Origin of the sequence: Mycobacterium sp. OTB74, from assembly GCF_029892685.1 — a bacterium.
GTDB lineage: Bacteria > Actinomycetota > Actinomycetes > Mycobacteriales > Mycobacteriaceae > Mycobacterium.
Genome location: NZ_JARXVD010000002.1, coordinates 410,271 through 426,786, shown reverse-complemented (window position 1 = coordinate 426,786; position 16,516 = coordinate 410,271). Strand labels below are relative to the sequence as shown.

Here is a 16,516-nt window from a genome sequence, read left to right as displayed (position 1 = left end):
TTTAGAGCCTGACATACCCGGCGACCGAGCGCCACGAAGGGTGTTGATCTCCATCGAGTCGTGATGCGGGTCGCCGGGCGCGTCCGGATGCTATTTCAGCAACGGATCGCGGGGCAGCCCCAGGATGCGTTCGGCGATGGTATTGCGGGTGATCTCGGAGGTGCCGCCGGCAATGGTCATCGCGCGATAGCCGAGGTAGGACTGGGCCAGCACCGGCATCTGACCCGTCACCGCAGCAGGGCCGGCCAACTTCATGGCCAGCTCGGTGAGGCGCTGACCTTGTTCGGCCACCACCAGCTTGGTGACGTTGCCCTCCGGGCCGGGTCCGGTACCGGCGATGGCCCGGCTGATCCGGCGCAGGTTGAGCAGACGCAGAGTGTGCCCTTCGGCGATCACCTCACCGGCCCGCTGCAGGTACCTGTCAATATCAGACGTCGAATCCAGCAGCTTGATCAGATCGTCAGCGGTAAAACCGGTTTGGGAGCCTGAGCCGCCACCGATGGAGAGTCGCTCGTTGCCCAGCGTGGCCCGGGCCACCAGCCAGCCGGAGTTCACGTCGCCCACCACGTCGGTGTCGGGTACGAACACCTCGTCAAAGAACACCTCGTTGAAGTGCGCGTTGCCGGTCAACCCCTTCAGCGGATTCACCGTGACACCAGGGGCTTTCATATCGATCGCCATCATGGTGACACCAGCGTGCTTGGGTGCGTCCGGGTCGGTACGCACTGTTGCCAGACCCCATTGGCAATGCTGCGCCAAGCTGGTCCACACCTTCTGGCCGGTCACCAGCCAGCCTCCATCGACCTTCTTGGCGCTCGTGCGCACGGCCGCCGCATCGGAGCCGGCGTCGGGCTCGGAAAACAGTTGGCACCACATGATCTCGCCCCGCAGCACCGGGTACACCCAGCGTTCGCGTTGGTCGTCGGTGCCGGCCTGGGCGATGGTGAGAGTGACCCAGCCCGTGATGCCCATGTCGGGGCGCTCAACGCCGGCGAACTCTTCTTCGATGGCCAACTGCTCGAGCACCCCGGCGTCGCGGCCCCACGGCTTGGGCCAGTGCGGCACCAGATAGCCTGAGTCGACCAGGAAGTCGCGCCGCTTGTCCTCGGGTAGTGAACGCAGGGTCGCCACGGCTTCGCGGGCTGCCGTCCGGTGTGCCTCGGCCTCCTCGGGCAGTGCGAAAGATGCGCCATGGGCTTGTCCGGCGCGCTGGGCCTCGACGATCTCGGCCAAGGCATCGGCACCGTCGGCAGTGACTGCGGCCAGCGTGCGGGCCCGGCGCAGGTAGAGGTGTGCATCGTGTTCCCAGGTGAATCCGATGCCGCCATGGAGCTGAATGTTGTTCTCGGTGTTGAAGATTTGGGTACGAACGGCGTGTACCGCAGCCACCGCGGCCCCGAAGTGGGCATCGTCCAGATTGTCGGCGCGGGCCGCGTCCCAGGTCGCGGCGGTGGTCAGTTCGGCGTTGACCAGCATGTTGGCGGCGTGATGTTTGACCGCCTGGAAGGTGCCGATGGTACGGCCGAATTGCTCACGCACCTTGGCGTATTCGACGGCCATGTCCAGCGCGGCCCAGCTGACTCCGACCGCCTCCGCGGCCGCCAGGATACGAAAAGCGGTGCGCGCCTGAGCCGCAGCCCCGTGCAGTATTGCTGTTGCGGCAGCTTGTTCCAGGGAGACTGAACCGATGCTGCGGGTGGTGTCCATGGACTCCAGCGGGGTGACCCTGACTCCAGGGGCCTTGGCATCCACGATCACCACGTCATCGCCGGCCACCAGAACCAGCAGGGTGGCGTCCGGAGCGCCGAGCACCGCATGACTCTCACCGAAGACCGTATTGGCGTTGATGTGCACCCGCCCGGACAATCCCAAGGCGGCCACCGTATTTCCATCGGCCAGGCCGGGAAGCAGTTGGGCGCGAACCGAATCCGGGGCGCAGCGGTCGATCACCGTGGCGGCCGCCACCGTGGGCAAGAACGGGCCGGGGCACAGTTCGCGGCCCTGCACCTCCAGCACCACGGCAAGTTCGGGGAGCCCGAAGCCGGATCCGCCGAACTCCTCGGGGATCGCCAGGCCCTGCCATCCCAGGCCGGCCGCAGCGGTCCAGAATTCGGCCGGGTGCGACGAGCCGCCGTCCAGGCTGGCCCGGGCCGCTGCGCGACTGCCCAGCCGCTTGAGCAGGCCGGATGCGGAGTCCGCCAGGTCGTTGTGTTCGTCGGTAATTGCCAGTGCTGAGTTGCCCACGAGTCAACTGTAAACACGACGGGAAGCCGTGGAACCAGCCCGTACCAGCTGTGATGCAGTTCACACTTCGGCGCGGCGCTGAAGTGTCCCAGCGAACTATGCCGGAACTGCCGAAGCTGCCCAATCTGGACCGGGTCCCCGGTGTACGCTCGCGCAATGACGGCTCGACCGGACGCCCGCGATCCCGGACCGACACTGGCAACGCGCCTTCGCTGGCTGTTGCGGGCCGGGCCGTCGGACCACCTGCTGGCCATGAGTGTGGCTGCAGCGTCACTGCCCGTTATCGGCAAACACCTGGAACCGTTTGGCGGCGCCACGGCCATGACGCTGTGGGGCATGCGGCAGGTCCCCGGTTTCTGGGCGTCGACGGCCCGGACCCTGTTGACCCCCGGCATCGCCGAGGTTCGCAAGCAGGAGCGCGACAGTGTCGCCGAGGTGGCGCGGGCCGCCTTGCAGGGCGTGGTGCCCGCCGCCGACCTGGACATCACCTGGCCGCGGCCCGAGCGCACCCCGCCGGTGTTGAAGGCGCTTGAGCACCGCCGCCAGGTCCACCGGACGTCGGTGCGCTACGGCGACGATCCTGCGCAGCTGCTGGACGTCTGGCGGTCCGACGAACTGCCAAGCGCGCCCGCACCGGTGCTGATCTACCTGCCCGGCGGGGCTTGGGTGCACGGCAGCCGCCTGCTGCAGGGCTACGCCTTGATGAGCCACCTGGCCGAACGGGGCTGGGTGTGTCTGTCGATCGACTACCGGGTTGCGCCGAATCACCGCTGGCCGCAACACATCACCGATGTGAAGACCGCGATAGCGTGGGCCCGGGCGAATGTGGACAAGTTCGGCGGCGACCGTAATTTCATTGCCATTTCAGGTGGTTCGGCCGGCGGGCACCTGGCCGCGTTGGCTGGCCTGACTGCAAACGATCCGGAACTGCAGGCTGATCTGCCGGAGGGCTCGGACACCTCCGTCGACGCGGTGGTGGGCATCTACGGCCGTTACGACTGGGAAGACCGGTCGACGCCCGAGCGGGAGCACTTCGTGGACTTTCTGGAGCGGGTCGTCGTCCGACACCGGATCGACAAACACCCCGAGATCTACCGCGCCGCATCACCGATCGCTCGGGTACGGCGGGATGCGCCTCCGTTCCTGGTGATCCATGGCAGCGGCGACACCGTCATCCCGGTGGCCCAGGCGCGGGACTTCGTGCAACGGCTCCGCGGGGTGTCGCAGGCGCCGGTCAGCTACATCGAGATGCCGGGTGCCGGGCATGGCTTCGACATGACCGACGGTGCTCGCACCGGATCGATGTCCACTGCCATAGGGTTGTTCCTCAACGAGGTACACCGGAACCAGACTCAGCGCAGCGTCGAAGCCGTTATCTAGCCTCCCGACAGGAAGATTCGAGTGAAGCGACTGAGCGGTTGGGATGCATTCCTGCTGTACACGGAAACCTCCAACGTGCACATGCACACCCTCAAGATTGCCATCATCGACCTGGCTCGCCTGGATGGGCGGACGTTCGGGATCGACGACTTCCGCAACGTGATCCACAGCCGGTTGCACAAGCTTGAACCGTTCCGCTACCAGCTGGTGGACATCCCGTTCAAGTTCCATCACCCGATGTGGCGGGAGAACTGCGAAGTCGACCTGGACTACCACATCAGGCCATGGCAGCTGCCCGCTCCAGGTGGCCGACGCGAACTGGATGAAGCCATCGGCCAGATCGCCGGCAGCCCGCTGGACCGTAGCCGGCCGTTGTGGGAGATGTACTTCGTCGAGGGCCTGGCCAACGGGCGCATCGCCGTGGTCGGCAAGGTTCACCATGCTCTGGCCGACGGCGTCGCGTCGGCGAACCTGCTGGCCCGCGGTATGGACATAACGGAAGGTCCACAGCGCGAACAGGATTCGTATCTCACTGACCCTGCGCCCAGCAACGGTGAGCTGGTGCGCTCGGCATTCGCAGACCACATGCGGCAGATCAAGCGGTTCCCGGGCGTCGTCAAGTACACCGCCGACGGCATGGGGCGGGTACGCCGCAGCTCACGCAAGCTGTCCCCGGAGCTGACCCGTCCGTTCACCCCGCCGCCGAGCTTCATGAACCACATGCTCACGCCCGAACGACGTTTTGCCACAGCCACATTGGCGTTGGCGGACGTCAAAGAAACCAGCAAGAAGCTGGGCGTGACCATCAACGACCTGGTGCTCGCGATGTCGTCGGGCGCGCTGCGCGAACTGCTGCTCAAGTACGACGGCGCCGCCGATCACCCACTGCTCGCCTCGGTACCGATGAGCTTCGACTTCTCGCCGGATCGTATCTCCGGCAACAGGTTCAGCGGTGTGCTGGTGGCGCTGCCGGTGGACGTCGAGGACACCGCACAGCGGGTGCAGCAGGCCCGCGAGGCGGCGATGTTGGCCAAGGAGAGTCACCAACTGATCGGCCCGGAACTGGTGGCCCGGTGGGCGGCGTACATGCCGCCGGCGCCGGTGGAGTCGCTGTTCCGCAGGCTGTCGGAAAAGGACGGCCAGAACAAGGTGCTGAACCTCAACATCTCGAACGTGCCGGGTCCGCGGGAAATCGGCAAGGTGGGCGGGGCGACGGTCACGGAGATCTATTCAGTGGGGCCGCTGACCGCCGGCAGCGGGCTGAACATAACTGTCTGGAGTTATGTCGACCAGCTCAACATCTCGGTGATCTCGGACGGCGCCACCGTTGACGACCCGCACGAGGTCACCGACGCGATGGTTGCCGATTTCAAGAAAATCCGTGCTGTCGCAGGGCTTTCCGAGGAGTTGACGGTCATCGAGACCGCTATGGCGCAGTAGAGCCGGCCGCCGCGCCGCCGGCGGCCCACGCCGCGAGTTACAGCCCGCGGGGCGACTGACACCGGAACCGTCGAAATCGCCGGTTCCAGTCGAACTTTGCGGCCCGTTTGTCCGATTGGGCGGTTAGTTGGCTTTGCCTGCGCGGACCCACTCAAGGAAGTGCGCGATCGCGTCCGCGGTGTAATGCCCGTGCGCCGAGCCGAAGAAGTCGAATGCGTGCTGAGCGTGCGGAATCTCGGCGTAGGCCACCGGCGCCTTGGACACCGCGCGCAGGGCCGCCACGAACTCCCGGCCTTCGACCACTGGGATCAGCGTGTCGTCTTCTCCGTGTAGCACGAAAAACGGTGGGGCATCAGGGTGAACCCGGGCCACTGACGAGGCGTCCCGGAACACCTGCGGCTCGGCCTTGAATCGCTTCTTGACGATGACCCGCTGCAGGATGTCCATCATCTCCTTGCGCCCGGGGCCGTCGAAACTGAACCAGTCGTAGCGTCCATACAGCGGAACCGCGGCCACCACAGAGGTGTCGGCGGTTTCGAATCCCGGCTGCCACTGCGGGTCTCCGGGCGTCAGGGCTGCCAGCGAGGACAGATGCCCACCGGCAGAGCCGCCGGTGATGGCCACGAAATCGGGGTCGCCGCCATACTCGGCGATGTGCTCCTTGACCCAGGCCAGGGCCTGCTTGACGTCGATGATGTGCGCCGGCCAGGCATGCTTCGGACTGATTCGGTAGCCGATCGACACGCAGATCCAGCCACGTTCGGCCATCTCGCTCATCAGTGGGTAGGACTGGGGCCGCCGGTTGCCGATCATCCACGCCCCACCGGGAACCTGCAGCAGCACAGGCGCTTTGCCGTCCAGTGGCAGGTCTGGTCGGCGCCAGATGTCTGCGGTGTTGGCACGATGGGGGCCGTACTGCACGGTGTGCGCGTTGTACTTGCGTCGCAACCGCCACATGGTGCGCAGCAGGCCGACCGGGCGGGGTGCGCCGGCTTCCGCCAGGTCCGCATAGTCCGGACCCATCAGTTCGCGCAGCGGCTCTTCGAACGCGCGCTTGGAACGTCGGTCGCGGGCGGTGATGAACGCCAGCACGGCCCATGAGGCCGCGGTGATAGCCAACGCAATGCGGCCGCCGGTACCGCTGAAGGCGCCGCGTCGACCGCGACGAGCGGCGGACAGTGCGGAGGCGCCGAGTACGAGCGGGGCGGCCTCGCTGGTCGGCCAGCCATACGAAAAGGCGTATAGGCCAAGGGTTCCGGAGCGGGTCAGGGGAGTGGCCGCGTTGGCGGCGTTGAGCAACTCGACGCAGGCTCGCAGGATGGTTCGTTTACGTGCCATTGATCAGGCCCTTCAGTTCGCGCCGGTCGATCTTGCCGGTGCTGTTGCGCGGAAGTTCGGGAAGCACCGTGATCGATCGCGGCACTTTGTAATTGGCCAGGTTCTCTCGCACGTGCGCCTTCAATTCGTCCGGGGTGGTGTCGCCGGACAGTACGACGAACGCCGCCAAGCGCTGCCCGTACTGCTCATCATCGACACCCAGCACCGTAGCCTCGGCGACGTCGGAGTGTGCCGCGAGGGTCTTTTCCACCTCGATCGGATACACGTTCTCTCCACCCGACACGATCATCTCGTCGTCGCGGCCCACCACAAACAGTCGGCCTGCCGCATCCAGGTAACCGATATCACCCGAGGACATGTAGTCCGCATCGAAATCCTTTGTGGCACCTGAGGTGTAGCCGTCGAACTGGGTGGAGTTGCGCACGAAGATGGTGCCCACCTCGCCGGTCGGCAGCTCATTGCGTTCGGCGTCGAGAATGCGGATGTCGGTGCCCTCAGCAGGTCGGCCCGCGGTGTCCGGTGCTGCCCGCAGGTCGGCCGGGGTTGCAGTGGCGATCATGCCGGCTTCGGTGGCGTTGTAGTTGTTGTAGATGACGTCGCCGAACTGATCCATGAAGGAGATCACCACGTCGGGGCGCATCCGCGAGCCTGATGCCGCGGCGAACCGTAGTGACTGTCCGCTGTAGCGGTTGCGAACGTAGTCCGGCAGTTCCATGATCCGGTCGAACATCACTGGGACCACGCACAATCCGGTGGCCTGGTACTTGTCCACCAGGGCCAGGGTGGCCTTCGGGTCGAACTTGCGGCGCGTGACGATGGTGCACGCCATCGACGCGGCGAACGCCAGCTGGGAGAAACCCCAGGCGTGGAACATCGGCGCGACGATCACCGTGGTTTCCTCAGCGTGCCAGGGTGTGCGGTCCAGGATCGCCTTCAGCGTGTCGGGTCCGCCGCCGGAATGCTTGGCGCCCTTGGGGGTTCCCGTGGTGCCGGAGGTCAGCAGGATCACTCGGCTCTTGTGTCCGGCGCGTTTCGGTGTCAGCCCGAGGTGGTCGGCGATCAGCTGCTCAACGGTGAGCGGGTGGTCGTCGGTATCGGTCCAGGCGACAATCCGTGCGGTCATCGGTTGGTCGGCCAGCGCCCGGTCCACCGTTGCGGTGAATTCCTCGTCGTAAATCACCACGTCGACCTTCTCCCGGGTGACCACCTCGGCCATCGCCGGCCCGGCGAAAGATGTGTTGAGCAGCAACACATCTGCGCCGATCCGGTTGGCGGCGATCAGCGACTCGACGAACCCGCGATGGTTACGGGCCATGATGCCGATGACTTTCGCCGACGGCAGGGTCTGCAGTGCGGCGGCCAGGGCATCGGCCCGGCGGTCGATTTGGGCCCAGGTCAGTGTGCCCAACTCATCGATGAGCCCAGGGCGATCCGGGCACCGCTGCGCCGAGCTGGCGAAGCCCGACGTGATGCCCATGTTCTCCCGCGCCATCGCGGCGGCGATGCGCAGGTACTTGTCCGGGCGCAGCGGCGCGATGATGCCGGCGCGGACCATGGTGCTGACCAGGCCTGCGGCGTCGGCCAGGTCGTCGGTGATGCCCACGTGGTCAGCCCACGACCGGGAAGCGGCGCTCTTCGGCCAGCTCGTTGAGGGTCTCCTGCATAACAGCGCGGACCTTGGCGTCGACGGCGTCGATGTCCGGTTGTTCGCCGAACTCCGCCTCGATGTCGATGGGCGGCAGCACCTGCATGACGATCTTCGACGGCAACGGCAGGTTGACGGGCAGCACGGCAGACAACCCGAACGGGAAGCCGAAGGACAGCGGCACCACCTTGGTGCGCGCCGCGCGCGCGATGGGGCCGAGTGCCTTGGCGATCCCCTCGCCACGGGTCAGGAACAGCTGGGTCTCCTGGCCGCCGATGCCGACCATCGGCACGATCGGCACACCGGCATTGATCGCGGCCTTGACGTATCCCTTGCGCCCGTCGAAATCGATTGTGTTGGCATCCGTCGACGGCCGGTAGACGTCGTAGTCGCCGCCGGGGAACACCACGACCAGGCCGCCGGAGCGCAGGGCCTCGTCGGCGTTCTCATGGCTGGCCAGGATGTAGCCGGTCTTGCGGAAGAAGTCTCCCGTCGGGCCCATCATCAACATGGCGTGGCTCAGGGTGTAGACCGGCCGGTCGTAGCCGTATTTCTCATAGAAGTGCGCCGAGAAGATCGGTACGTCCACCGGCATCATGCCGCCGGAGTGGTTGCTGACCACCAGCGCGCCGCCGAGTGGAATGTACTCCAGCCCGCGGACCTCGGTGCGGTGATAGGCCTTCAGCAGCGGTCGGAGAATCCCCATGACCTTCTCGGTCAGGCCCGGGTCGAATTTGGTGATTTCGGGGAGCTTGACCACGGGTTTCCTCCAGACGCCGAGAAAAATTAGAACACGTTCTAATTTCTATGGTAATGGTCCGCTGACGGGGTTTGGGCACGAGTGATCAGCATCACCGCCAGCAGTCCGCTGGTGGTTGCGGAGCGGTCACCGAAAGGCATGGCCGACGTGAAGGGCAGCTAGTCGCGACCGACTACACCGGGCACTTCTTCTCCACCCAATTGTTGATGGCCCGGCTGTACTGATTGCGGTCCGGGTCGTCGGTGTGCAGGCCGTTGGTGCCGACGAAATGCGCCACGGCTGCCAGCACATCCTGCGGCGGGTTGAAGCCCTTGATGGTGTCAGCGGCCTTGGCGGTGTCGTCGCCGGTCGCTCCCGAGACCAGGTTCACCACGGCGCCGGTGAGTTGCAGGCATGTGCCACCGTCCAACTGACCCGAGTCCGATGGACCCGACGGCGGGCCGGCAGGCGGCGTGACGCCAGGCGGCAGGTTCGGCGCGGCCGCTGCGCTCTGGCCGGCCGTATCTGAAGGCGTGGATGTCGGCTGCGTCGCGGTCTTGTGGCCGGAGCAACCGGCGATCAAAAGTAGCGCGGCCAGTGTCACACTGCTGCGGCCAAGCGATCGGCGCACAGTCGTTGTCTCCCGGTAGGACATGGGTCCTTTCTTACCGGGTGCCTGCCGACATTGGCCAGCGGGGTTAGACCGGGGCGATGAAATTCGAGCTGTAGCTCTCGGATGGCGTCTGTGAGTGCGCCGACGGCATATCGACCGCGACCCACATGCCGGTGGTGCCGGACCGCACTGGGGCTTGCACCGTGGCGCTGCCGTTGCCGAAGCTGTCGGTCTGCAGTGTGCCGGTTGTGATGCTTGGGTCACCGGCCTGGCAGCCCATTGCGCCGTGCGGGGCGGGGATGAGCCGGACCGCGTACTGCGCATCGTTGGTTCCCGAAGTCATGTTGATGTGTGCGACGGCGGTGTTCCCGTCGGACGTGATCTCGGCGGTCGACGTGCCCGGATGGGCGAAGCTCACGTAGTCCAAGTGCTGGAAGTCGCAGGTGTACATCGCCGTGAAGAGGGTCATTCGATGCACGGTGGCGGCGGATGCCGGTGCGGCTCCGGCCAGCACTGCCGTTGCTGGGGCGGTTGCAGCGATGGCAGTGGCAATTAGCGCGCTGCTGATTTTTCGCATGTGCCAATGGTTGCGTGTTACCGCTGGTGTCGCAGTAGCTGACGTCACAGTCCGCCGAACAGCACATCGACAGCGGATTTAGGCCTGAGTCACAGTCAGGGCCGGATGCGTCCCACCGTCACATCCCAGGGTTGCGTGGCGTGAGTGAGTTCGCTGAGTCGGCGGGCGTGACAGCCGGTGCTGCCGAATTCGTCGGCCCAACTGCGCGCCCGCAAGGTGGCGAGCCATAAAGGATGTTCGGCTGTGGTGCCGATGGCGCCATGTAGCTGGTGCGCAATGGTGGTGACGGGGCTGACGGCGCGCCCGACGGCAACCTTGGCCACGTTCACCGCGTAGCCGGTGCGGGCATCGCCGAACCCGAAGTCGTCGGCGGCTTGCACCGCCAGTCGGGTAGCGGCCCGGGCTTGTTCCATCTCCCCGAGCATGGTCGCCACCGAATGCTGGACGGCCTGGAAGGCGCCGAGCGGCTTGCCGAATTGAGTGCGTGCCCCGATATGGGTCACGGTCAACGCGGCGGCCGAATCGAACGCGCCGATGATCTGCAGACACCGGGCCCAGGCGCCGCGGACCAACAGTTCGTCGGCAACGGTCACTGGCAGTCGGACGGTTTCGGCAGCTATGAGGTCGAATTCGATGGTGCCGCGTGGTTCGCCGGCCAGGTTGTGGTGCTCTGCGGTGATGTCGGGGCTGTTCAGCACCGCGACATGCAGTGCATCGGGGGCGCGGACGGCCAGCACTACCGGCCCGCTGCGCGGCCACGGGACACCTTCGGCTGAGCCGACCAGTCGGTCGTCGTCGGCTGAGCCGACCAGTCGGTCGCCGTCGGCTGAGCCGACCGGTCGGTAGCTGTCGACGCGGGCATAGGCCACCGTCAGCGGTCCGGTATCGGGAACGGTGAGTCCCGCCTGGGCGGCCAACCACGTTGCCAGCACGTCTGTTTCGGCCAGCGGTACCGCGGCTGCATGCTGGGCCAAGGTGCCCAACACGACCGCCGACGCGGCCGGCCCGGCGCCCTCGGTATCGATCAGTCGGGTCAGCCCAGAGCTTTCGGCGTTGCGCCACAACGTCGCATCGAAGACCGCCGGCAGCGTCCGGGTGTCCAGGCCGCGTAGCCCGATCTGATCGGCCAATTGCTGGAGTTCGGCAAAATCGCCTGTAACCGGTTGCTGCCCTGCGGATCTGGCGGCCGACTTAGCCACGATGCCGCGGAGTACCTCGTTGGTGCCGCCGCGCAGGGTGAACAGCGGCGAGTGCACCCGCGCGGTGTCCAGCATGGTTTGCAACCGGGGCTGGCTGGGTCCTTCATAGCGATCCAGCAGTTCCGCGGCGATCTCCACGGATTCCTGCTCGAACCGGGTGCCCAAGTCTTTGACCATGGCCGCGCGGGCCGACGCGTCGCGGCCCGCGGTCAGTTCTCGCGCCACCGAGATCGAAAGCTGCCTCAGCGAGATGAGCCTGGCCAGCAAGTCGCCGACCTCGGTGCAGGTCCGGTCGTTCAACGCCTGAATGATGTCGAAAAGCAGTGTGGCCGTTGACAGAAAGCGTTCGGGGCCGCTGCGCTCGAAGCCCAGCTCCGCGGTCACCTGGTGCCAGCCGTTGCCGACCTCGCCGAGCAGATCGGCATCGGTCAGCACGACGTCGTCGAACAGCACCTCGTTGAAATGGTGTTCGCCGTTCATCTGGATGATCGGTTCGATGGTGACGCCGGGGGTGTCGGTGGGCACGATGAACTGGCTGAACCCGGCGTGCCGATGGTTCGGGTCCAATGGGCTGGTGCGTGCCAGCACGACGATCTGGTGGGCGAGGTGCGCGCCGCTGGTCCATACCTTGGAGCCGTTGAGCACCCAGCCGTTATCGGTGCGAGTGGCCCGGGTGGTGACTGCGGCCAGGTCGGAGCCCGCGCCGTGTTCACTCATCCCGATTGCGGAAAACCAAGTGCCCGAGGCGATTCGGGGCAGCAGTCGGCGGCGCTGCTCCTCGTTTCCGTAGGTCAGCAGGGCCGGCGCGACCTGTCGGTCGGCGATCCAGTGCGCCCCCACCGGAGCGCCGCACGCCAAAAGCTCTTCGGTCACGACGTAGCGGTGCAGGTGGCTAAGTCCCTGTCCGCCGTATTCGACCGGAATTGTCAGCCCGATGAAGCCGGCTTGGGCCAGTCGGGCGCTGAACTCGGTGTCCCATCTCGACAGCCAGCAGTCGACCGCGGGCTCCCAGCCGAATTGTTCGGCATCGTCGGCCAAGAACTTGCGCAACCTGTCGCGCAGCACGGCTAGTTCGCTGTCGTCGGCCCGTAGCGCATCGAATTCGCTCACCGGGCAACAGTAATCGGGCCGGGGATGCTTTCTGGTGCCGGATCGGAGCCTAGAGGGCGGTCCGTCGAGCTCGTATCTGAATTAACAAGGGGCGCTGATTCTTTCGTAGACTCAGCGCCCCTTGGGTGGTTGACGGCGTGGCTCAGCCGGCGTGCTCCAGTGCGGCCAGCGCGGCGGCCAGCTTGAAGAACTTGTTGGAGCCCAGGTCACGAACGGTCTTGATGTGGAATGACTCGGCAAGAATCTCGGCGTGCTTGTCGGTCAGCCCGGCCAGGGCGGCGGGCGATGCGTCGAGGATGTCCTTGAGCGACTTGTCTTCGTACGCCTTGTCCAGCGACTTCTCGAGATCAACGGAGACTGCCGTGTGTTCCTCCAGGTGATTACAGCAACGAGCTATGGACGCGCGTGACGCTACCAGTCACGGACAGGTTGTCGAGGTGTGAGGAACCTGGCAATCAAAAGCCGAATGGCCACCCGTCCGAGTCCTCCGAGGGGCGAAGGGCGCGGGTACGGATGGCCATCCGGACGATCAAGTTTTACTCCGGGCTGTAGCCGAACGGCATCAGCACACTCTTGGCCTGGCAGTAGGCCTCAATGCCCTCCGGTCCGTTCTCCCGGCCGATGCCTGAGTTCTTGTAACCGCCGAACGGCGCGCACGGATCGAACGCATACATATTGACCGCGTAGGTGCCGGTGCGGATCTGCGCGGCGATCTTCATGGCCTTCGGAATGTCGGTGGTGTAGACGCTGCCCGCCAACCCGTACACCGAGTCGTTGGCGATCCGGATGGCGTCTTCCTCGGTGTCGAACGGGATGATCGACAGCACCGGCCCGAAGATCTCTTCCTGGGCGATGGTCATCGAGTTGTCGACGTCGGCGAACACCGTGGGCTGCACGTACCAGCCGGAATCCAGGCCCTCGGGACGGCCGCCGCCGACGGCGACGCGCGCGCCTTCCTCGATGCCCTTCTTGATGTAGCTCTCGACGCGCTCACGCTGCTTCTCGCTGATCAGCGGGCCGATCATGGCGGCGGGGTTGTCGGGCAGACCGCACTGCATGCCGGCGGCTGCCGCGGCGACCTTTTCCACGATCTCTTCGTAGCGGGAGCGGGGTGCCAGGATGCGGGTCTGACCGACGCACGCCTGGCCGCTGTTCATCAGGCCGGAGAACAGCAGCATCGGCAGTGTCGAGTCCAGGTCCGCGTCCTCGAGGATGATCGCGGCGGACTTGCCACCGAGCTCCAGCGTGCACGGCTTGAGCTTCTCGGCGGCGATCTTGCCGATCTCCTTGCCCACCGCCGAGCTGCCGGTGAACGTGAACTTGTCGATTTCCGGGTTTGCGGTCAGGGCTCGGCCGGTTTCGGGACCACCCGGGACGATGGACAGCACGCCCTCGGGCAGGCCGGCGTCGGCGAAAGCCTGGGCCATGGCGAACACTGACAGCGGAGTCTCAGCGGCGGGTTTCAGCACGACGGTACAACCGGCCAGCAGCGCCGGGCCCAGCTTGTTGGCGGCGAGGAAGAACGGCACGTTCCAGGCGGCGATCGCGGCGACCACGCCGATCGGCTCGCGGGTGACCAGCGTCTGGCCGTAGATGCCGTCGCGGATGTCGCTCCACTGGAACTTCTCGGCGGCTTGCGCGGCGTAGTAATTGAACGACGACATGGCGGCGCCGTACTGCATCATGTCGACGATGGTCGTCGGCTGGCCGGTCTCGGCGGCGAGCAGATGCTTGAACTCGTCAGCGCGCTCGGTCATGAGCTTGGCCGCTTCGGTGATCACGGCGGCGCGCTCGGCGGGCGACATCTTCGGCCAAGGGCCCTCGTCGAAGGCCTTGCGGGCAGCGGCGCAGGCAGCGTCGACGTCGGCCGCCGAGGCCAGCGGCACCTTGCCGACCCGTTCCCCGGTGGCGGGGGAGTGCACCTCGATGACCTCAGCCGTCGACGGCTGAGTCCACTGACCGCCGATGAACAGCTGGTCCCACTCGGTCTTGAAGGTCGTGCTCTGGGTCATCGGTGTGCTCCTCGCGTAGCCGGTGTCATGAGCGTCACACTACTCAGGATCCTGCAAAACGAGAACCTGTTGCAGTTCACCGCCGGAGAACAAGCACCAAGTTACTCGTGAGGAACTCCCGCAACACCGGTAGAGACGTCACCCGCCATGCCCATTGTGGGTGGTAGCGCGGGAATGCGGTCAGCAAAGCCCCGGTGCTGCGGGCCCAGGCGAGTCCGTCGGCCGCCGACACCGCGAAGAGTGACGAGCCGTAGTCATTCTTGGGCCGGTGGCCGTGTTTGCGGGTGTACATCTCGGCGGCCCGTCGCCCGCCCAAGTAGTGCGTCAACCCCATCTCGTGGCCGCCGAAGGGGCCCAGCCACACCGTGTACGACAGGATCACCAGCCCGCCGGGCCGGGTGACCCGTAGCATTTCCCGGCCCATCAGCCAGGGGTCGGGGATGTGCTCGGCGACATTTGAGGACAGGCAGATGTCGACGCTGCCGTCGGCGATGGGCAATGCCATGCCGGAGGCCCTGATGAAGGTGCCGGCACCGTCGGGCTGACCTGCCGGGCCTGCGTGCATTTCGCGAGGGTCGGGCTCGACGCCGATGTATCTGTGGCCGGCGCCAGAGAACTCGGTGGCGAAATAGCCAGGGCCGCCGCCGATATCGAGCACGATGGTGTTCGTCGGGGACGTGCCGGTCGCGTCGTGCCAGAGCGCATCGACCATCTCGACGGTGTCTTTGGCCAGTGCGCCGTAGAACCGGGCCGGGTCGGGTTGCTCGTATTTGAACTCACTCAGCAGCCGGACGGAACGGGCCAGCGTCGCCCGTCGAGCCGTGGAGCTGTGCATCTGGCAACCGTACTGGCCGGTACCCTGCATGAGATGCCCGATGCCTGAGCGTCCCAACCAGCTCGCCGGATCTCCTGCTGAGGTCCGGTCTGTTTTGCTCCTTTGCTGGCGGGACACCGGCCACCCCCAGGGTGGCGGCAGTGAAACCTATCTACAGCGCATCGGTGCGCTGCTGGCGGACTCAGGTGTTGAGGTGACGCTGCGCACCGCCCGGTACCCAGGCTCACGGCGTCGCGAGGTGGTCGACGGGGTGCGGATCAGCCGCGGCGGCGGCCGGCACACCGTGTACATCTGGGCCGGCTTGGCCATGGTCCTGGCTCGGGTCGGGCTGGGGCCGCTGCGCAGGGTGCGGCCGGACGTAGTGGTCGATTCGCAGAACGGCATCCCCTTCCTGGCTCGGCTGGCCTACGGTCGGCGCTCGGTGGTGTTGGTGCACCACTGCCACCGTGACCAGTGGCCGATGGCTGGTCGGCTGATGAGCCGGTTCGGCTGGTTCGTCGAATCCCGGCTCTCCCCACGCCTGCACCGGGGCAATCAGTACGTGACGGTGTCATTGCCCTCGGCCCGGGATCTCGTTGATCTGGGTGTGGATTCCTCGCGGATTGCCGTGGTGCGCAACGGCGTAGATCAGGCACCCGCTGCGTCCTTGTCGGTGCTGCGGTCAACCGCCCCGCGCATCGTGGTGCTCTCAAGATTGGTACCGCACAAGCAGATTGAAGATGTGCTGGACGCCGTCGCTGAGTTGTTGCCGTCAGTGCCCGGGCTGCATCTGGACGTGGTGGGCAACGGTTGGTGGGCGGATCGGCTGGAGGCGCATGCTTCGTTGTTGGGTATCGATTCGGCGGTGACCTTTCACGGGCACGTCTCTGAATCCGTCAAACACCATCTGCTGCAACAGGCTTGGGTACACGCGCTGCCGTCGCGCAAAGAGGGCTGGGCGCTTGCGGTGATTGAAGCCGCGCAGCACGGTGTGCCCACCGTCGGCTACCGGTCCTCGGGTGGGCTGACTGATTCTGTGGTCGACGGCGTGACTGGTCTGCTGGTGGACGACCACCGAGGATTGGTGTCGGCGTTGGAGACTCTGCTGACTGACGCGGTGTTGCGAGAGCAGTTGGGCGTGAAAGCTCAGCTTCGCGCCGGTGAATTCTCTTGGCCGCAAAGTGCTTCGGCGATGCTGTCCGTTGCAGAGGCGGTACAGGCCGGGACGTTCGTCAACGGGGTGGTCTGACGGGGTCTATCCACGGCCCGGTTTGATGAGCTCCGAAATTGGCGCCCGGAGCGCCACCGGCCCCGAATAGAATTAGTCGGCATGGTCGATGTACTCGGTGCGTTTGACGCAGTCTGGCGGGAGGCGCACGCGCCGCCTGCCCGCACGCCGATCGAC

At 65.9% G+C, this 16,516-nt stretch carries 12 protein-coding genes and 2 pseudogenes; 3 read left to right on the top strand and 11 right to left on the bottom strand.

The genetic code is table 11. The annotated features are described in order from the left end of the window. Positions 1 to 90 precede the first annotated feature (90 nt). A complete protein-coding gene (locus M2432_RS05100; RefSeq protein ID WP_280825651.1) occupies positions 91 to 2,244 on the bottom strand; it encodes an acyl-CoA dehydrogenase in 2,154 nt (717 codons plus the stop codon). 156 nt (positions 2,245 to 2,400) lie between these two features. On the opposite strand from M2432_RS05100, the gene M2432_RS05095 reads away from it, so the two are divergent. Beyond that, positions 2,401 to 3,624, top strand: a complete 1,224-nt coding sequence (locus M2432_RS05095) for an alpha/beta hydrolase (protein ID WP_280825650.1) — start codon at positions 2,401 to 2,403, stop codon at positions 3,622 to 3,624. A gap of 21 nt (positions 3,625 to 3,645) precedes the next feature. Continuing rightward, a complete protein-coding gene (locus M2432_RS05090) occupies positions 3,646 to 5,064 on the top strand; it encodes a wax ester/triacylglycerol synthase family O-acyltransferase (RefSeq protein ID WP_280825649.1) in 1,419 nt (472 codons plus the stop codon). Between the two features lie 123 nt (positions 5,065 to 5,187). Here the strand turns inward: M2432_RS05090 and M2432_RS05085 are convergent, their stop codons facing one another. The 10 genes and pseudogenes from M2432_RS05085 to M2432_RS05040 form a co-directional block, all read right to left on the bottom strand. Beyond that, a complete protein-coding gene (locus M2432_RS05085) occupies positions 5,188 to 6,402 on the bottom strand; it encodes an alpha/beta hydrolase (protein WP_280825648.1) in 1,215 nt (404 codons plus the stop codon). Beyond that, positions 6,392 to 7,987, bottom strand: a complete 1,596-nt coding sequence (gene fadD12, locus M2432_RS05080) for an acyl-CoA ligase FadD12 (protein ID WP_280825764.1) — start codon at positions 7,985 to 7,987, stop codon at positions 6,392 to 6,394. The genes M2432_RS05085 and fadD12 overlap by 11 nt, the downstream gene beginning before the upstream one ends. Before the next feature lie 22 nt (positions 7,988 to 8,009). Further along, the gene (locus M2432_RS05075) at positions 8,010 to 8,753 is read right to left on the bottom strand and encodes a lysophospholipid acyltransferase family protein (RefSeq protein WP_280825763.1); all 744 of its coding nucleotides are present in this window, start codon (positions 8,751 to 8,753) and stop codon (positions 8,010 to 8,012) included. 226 nt (positions 8,754 to 8,979) lie between these two features. After that, positions 8,980 to 9,441: a hypothetical protein gene (locus M2432_RS05070; RefSeq protein ID WP_280825647.1), complete on the bottom strand. Its 462-nt coding sequence runs from the start codon at positions 9,439 to 9,441 to the stop codon at positions 8,980 to 8,982. A gap of 43 nt (positions 9,442 to 9,484) precedes the next feature. Continuing rightward, on the bottom strand, positions 9,485 to 9,976 hold the full coding sequence (locus M2432_RS05065; RefSeq protein WP_280825646.1) for a hypothetical protein: 492 nt from the start codon (positions 9,974 to 9,976) through the stop codon (positions 9,485 to 9,487). 95 nt (positions 9,977 to 10,071) lie between these two features. Further along, positions 10,072 to 10,554: pseudogene (locus M2432_RS05060) on the bottom strand (acyl-CoA dehydrogenase family protein); the annotation flags it as partial. A gap of 612 nt (positions 10,555 to 11,166) precedes the next feature. Beyond that, positions 11,167 to 12,285, bottom strand: a pseudogene (locus M2432_RS05055) (acyl-CoA dehydrogenase family protein); the annotation flags it as partial. Between the two features lie 142 nt (positions 12,286 to 12,427). Then, on the bottom strand, positions 12,428 to 12,661 hold the full coding sequence (locus M2432_RS05050) for a hypothetical protein (RefSeq protein WP_280825761.1): 234 nt from the start codon (positions 12,659 to 12,661) through the stop codon (positions 12,428 to 12,430). Between the two features lie 160 nt (positions 12,662 to 12,821). Then, on the bottom strand, positions 12,822 to 14,297 hold the full coding sequence (locus M2432_RS05045; protein ID WP_280825645.1) for an aldehyde dehydrogenase: 1,476 nt from the start codon (positions 14,295 to 14,297) through the stop codon (positions 12,822 to 12,824). Between the two features lie 76 nt (positions 14,298 to 14,373). Beyond that, entirely contained in the window at positions 14,374 to 15,132 is a 759-nt protein-coding gene (locus M2432_RS05040) for a class I SAM-dependent methyltransferase (RefSeq protein ID WP_280825644.1), read from the bottom strand. 40 nt (positions 15,133 to 15,172) lie between these two features. Between M2432_RS05040 and M2432_RS05035 the strand changes: the two genes are divergently transcribed. Continuing rightward, the gene (locus M2432_RS05035; RefSeq protein ID WP_280825643.1) at positions 15,173 to 16,360 is read left to right on the top strand and encodes a glycosyltransferase family 4 protein; all 1,188 of its coding nucleotides are present in this window, start codon (positions 15,173 to 15,175) and stop codon (positions 16,358 to 16,360) included. The last annotated feature ends 156 nt before the right edge of the window (positions 16,361 to 16,516 follow it).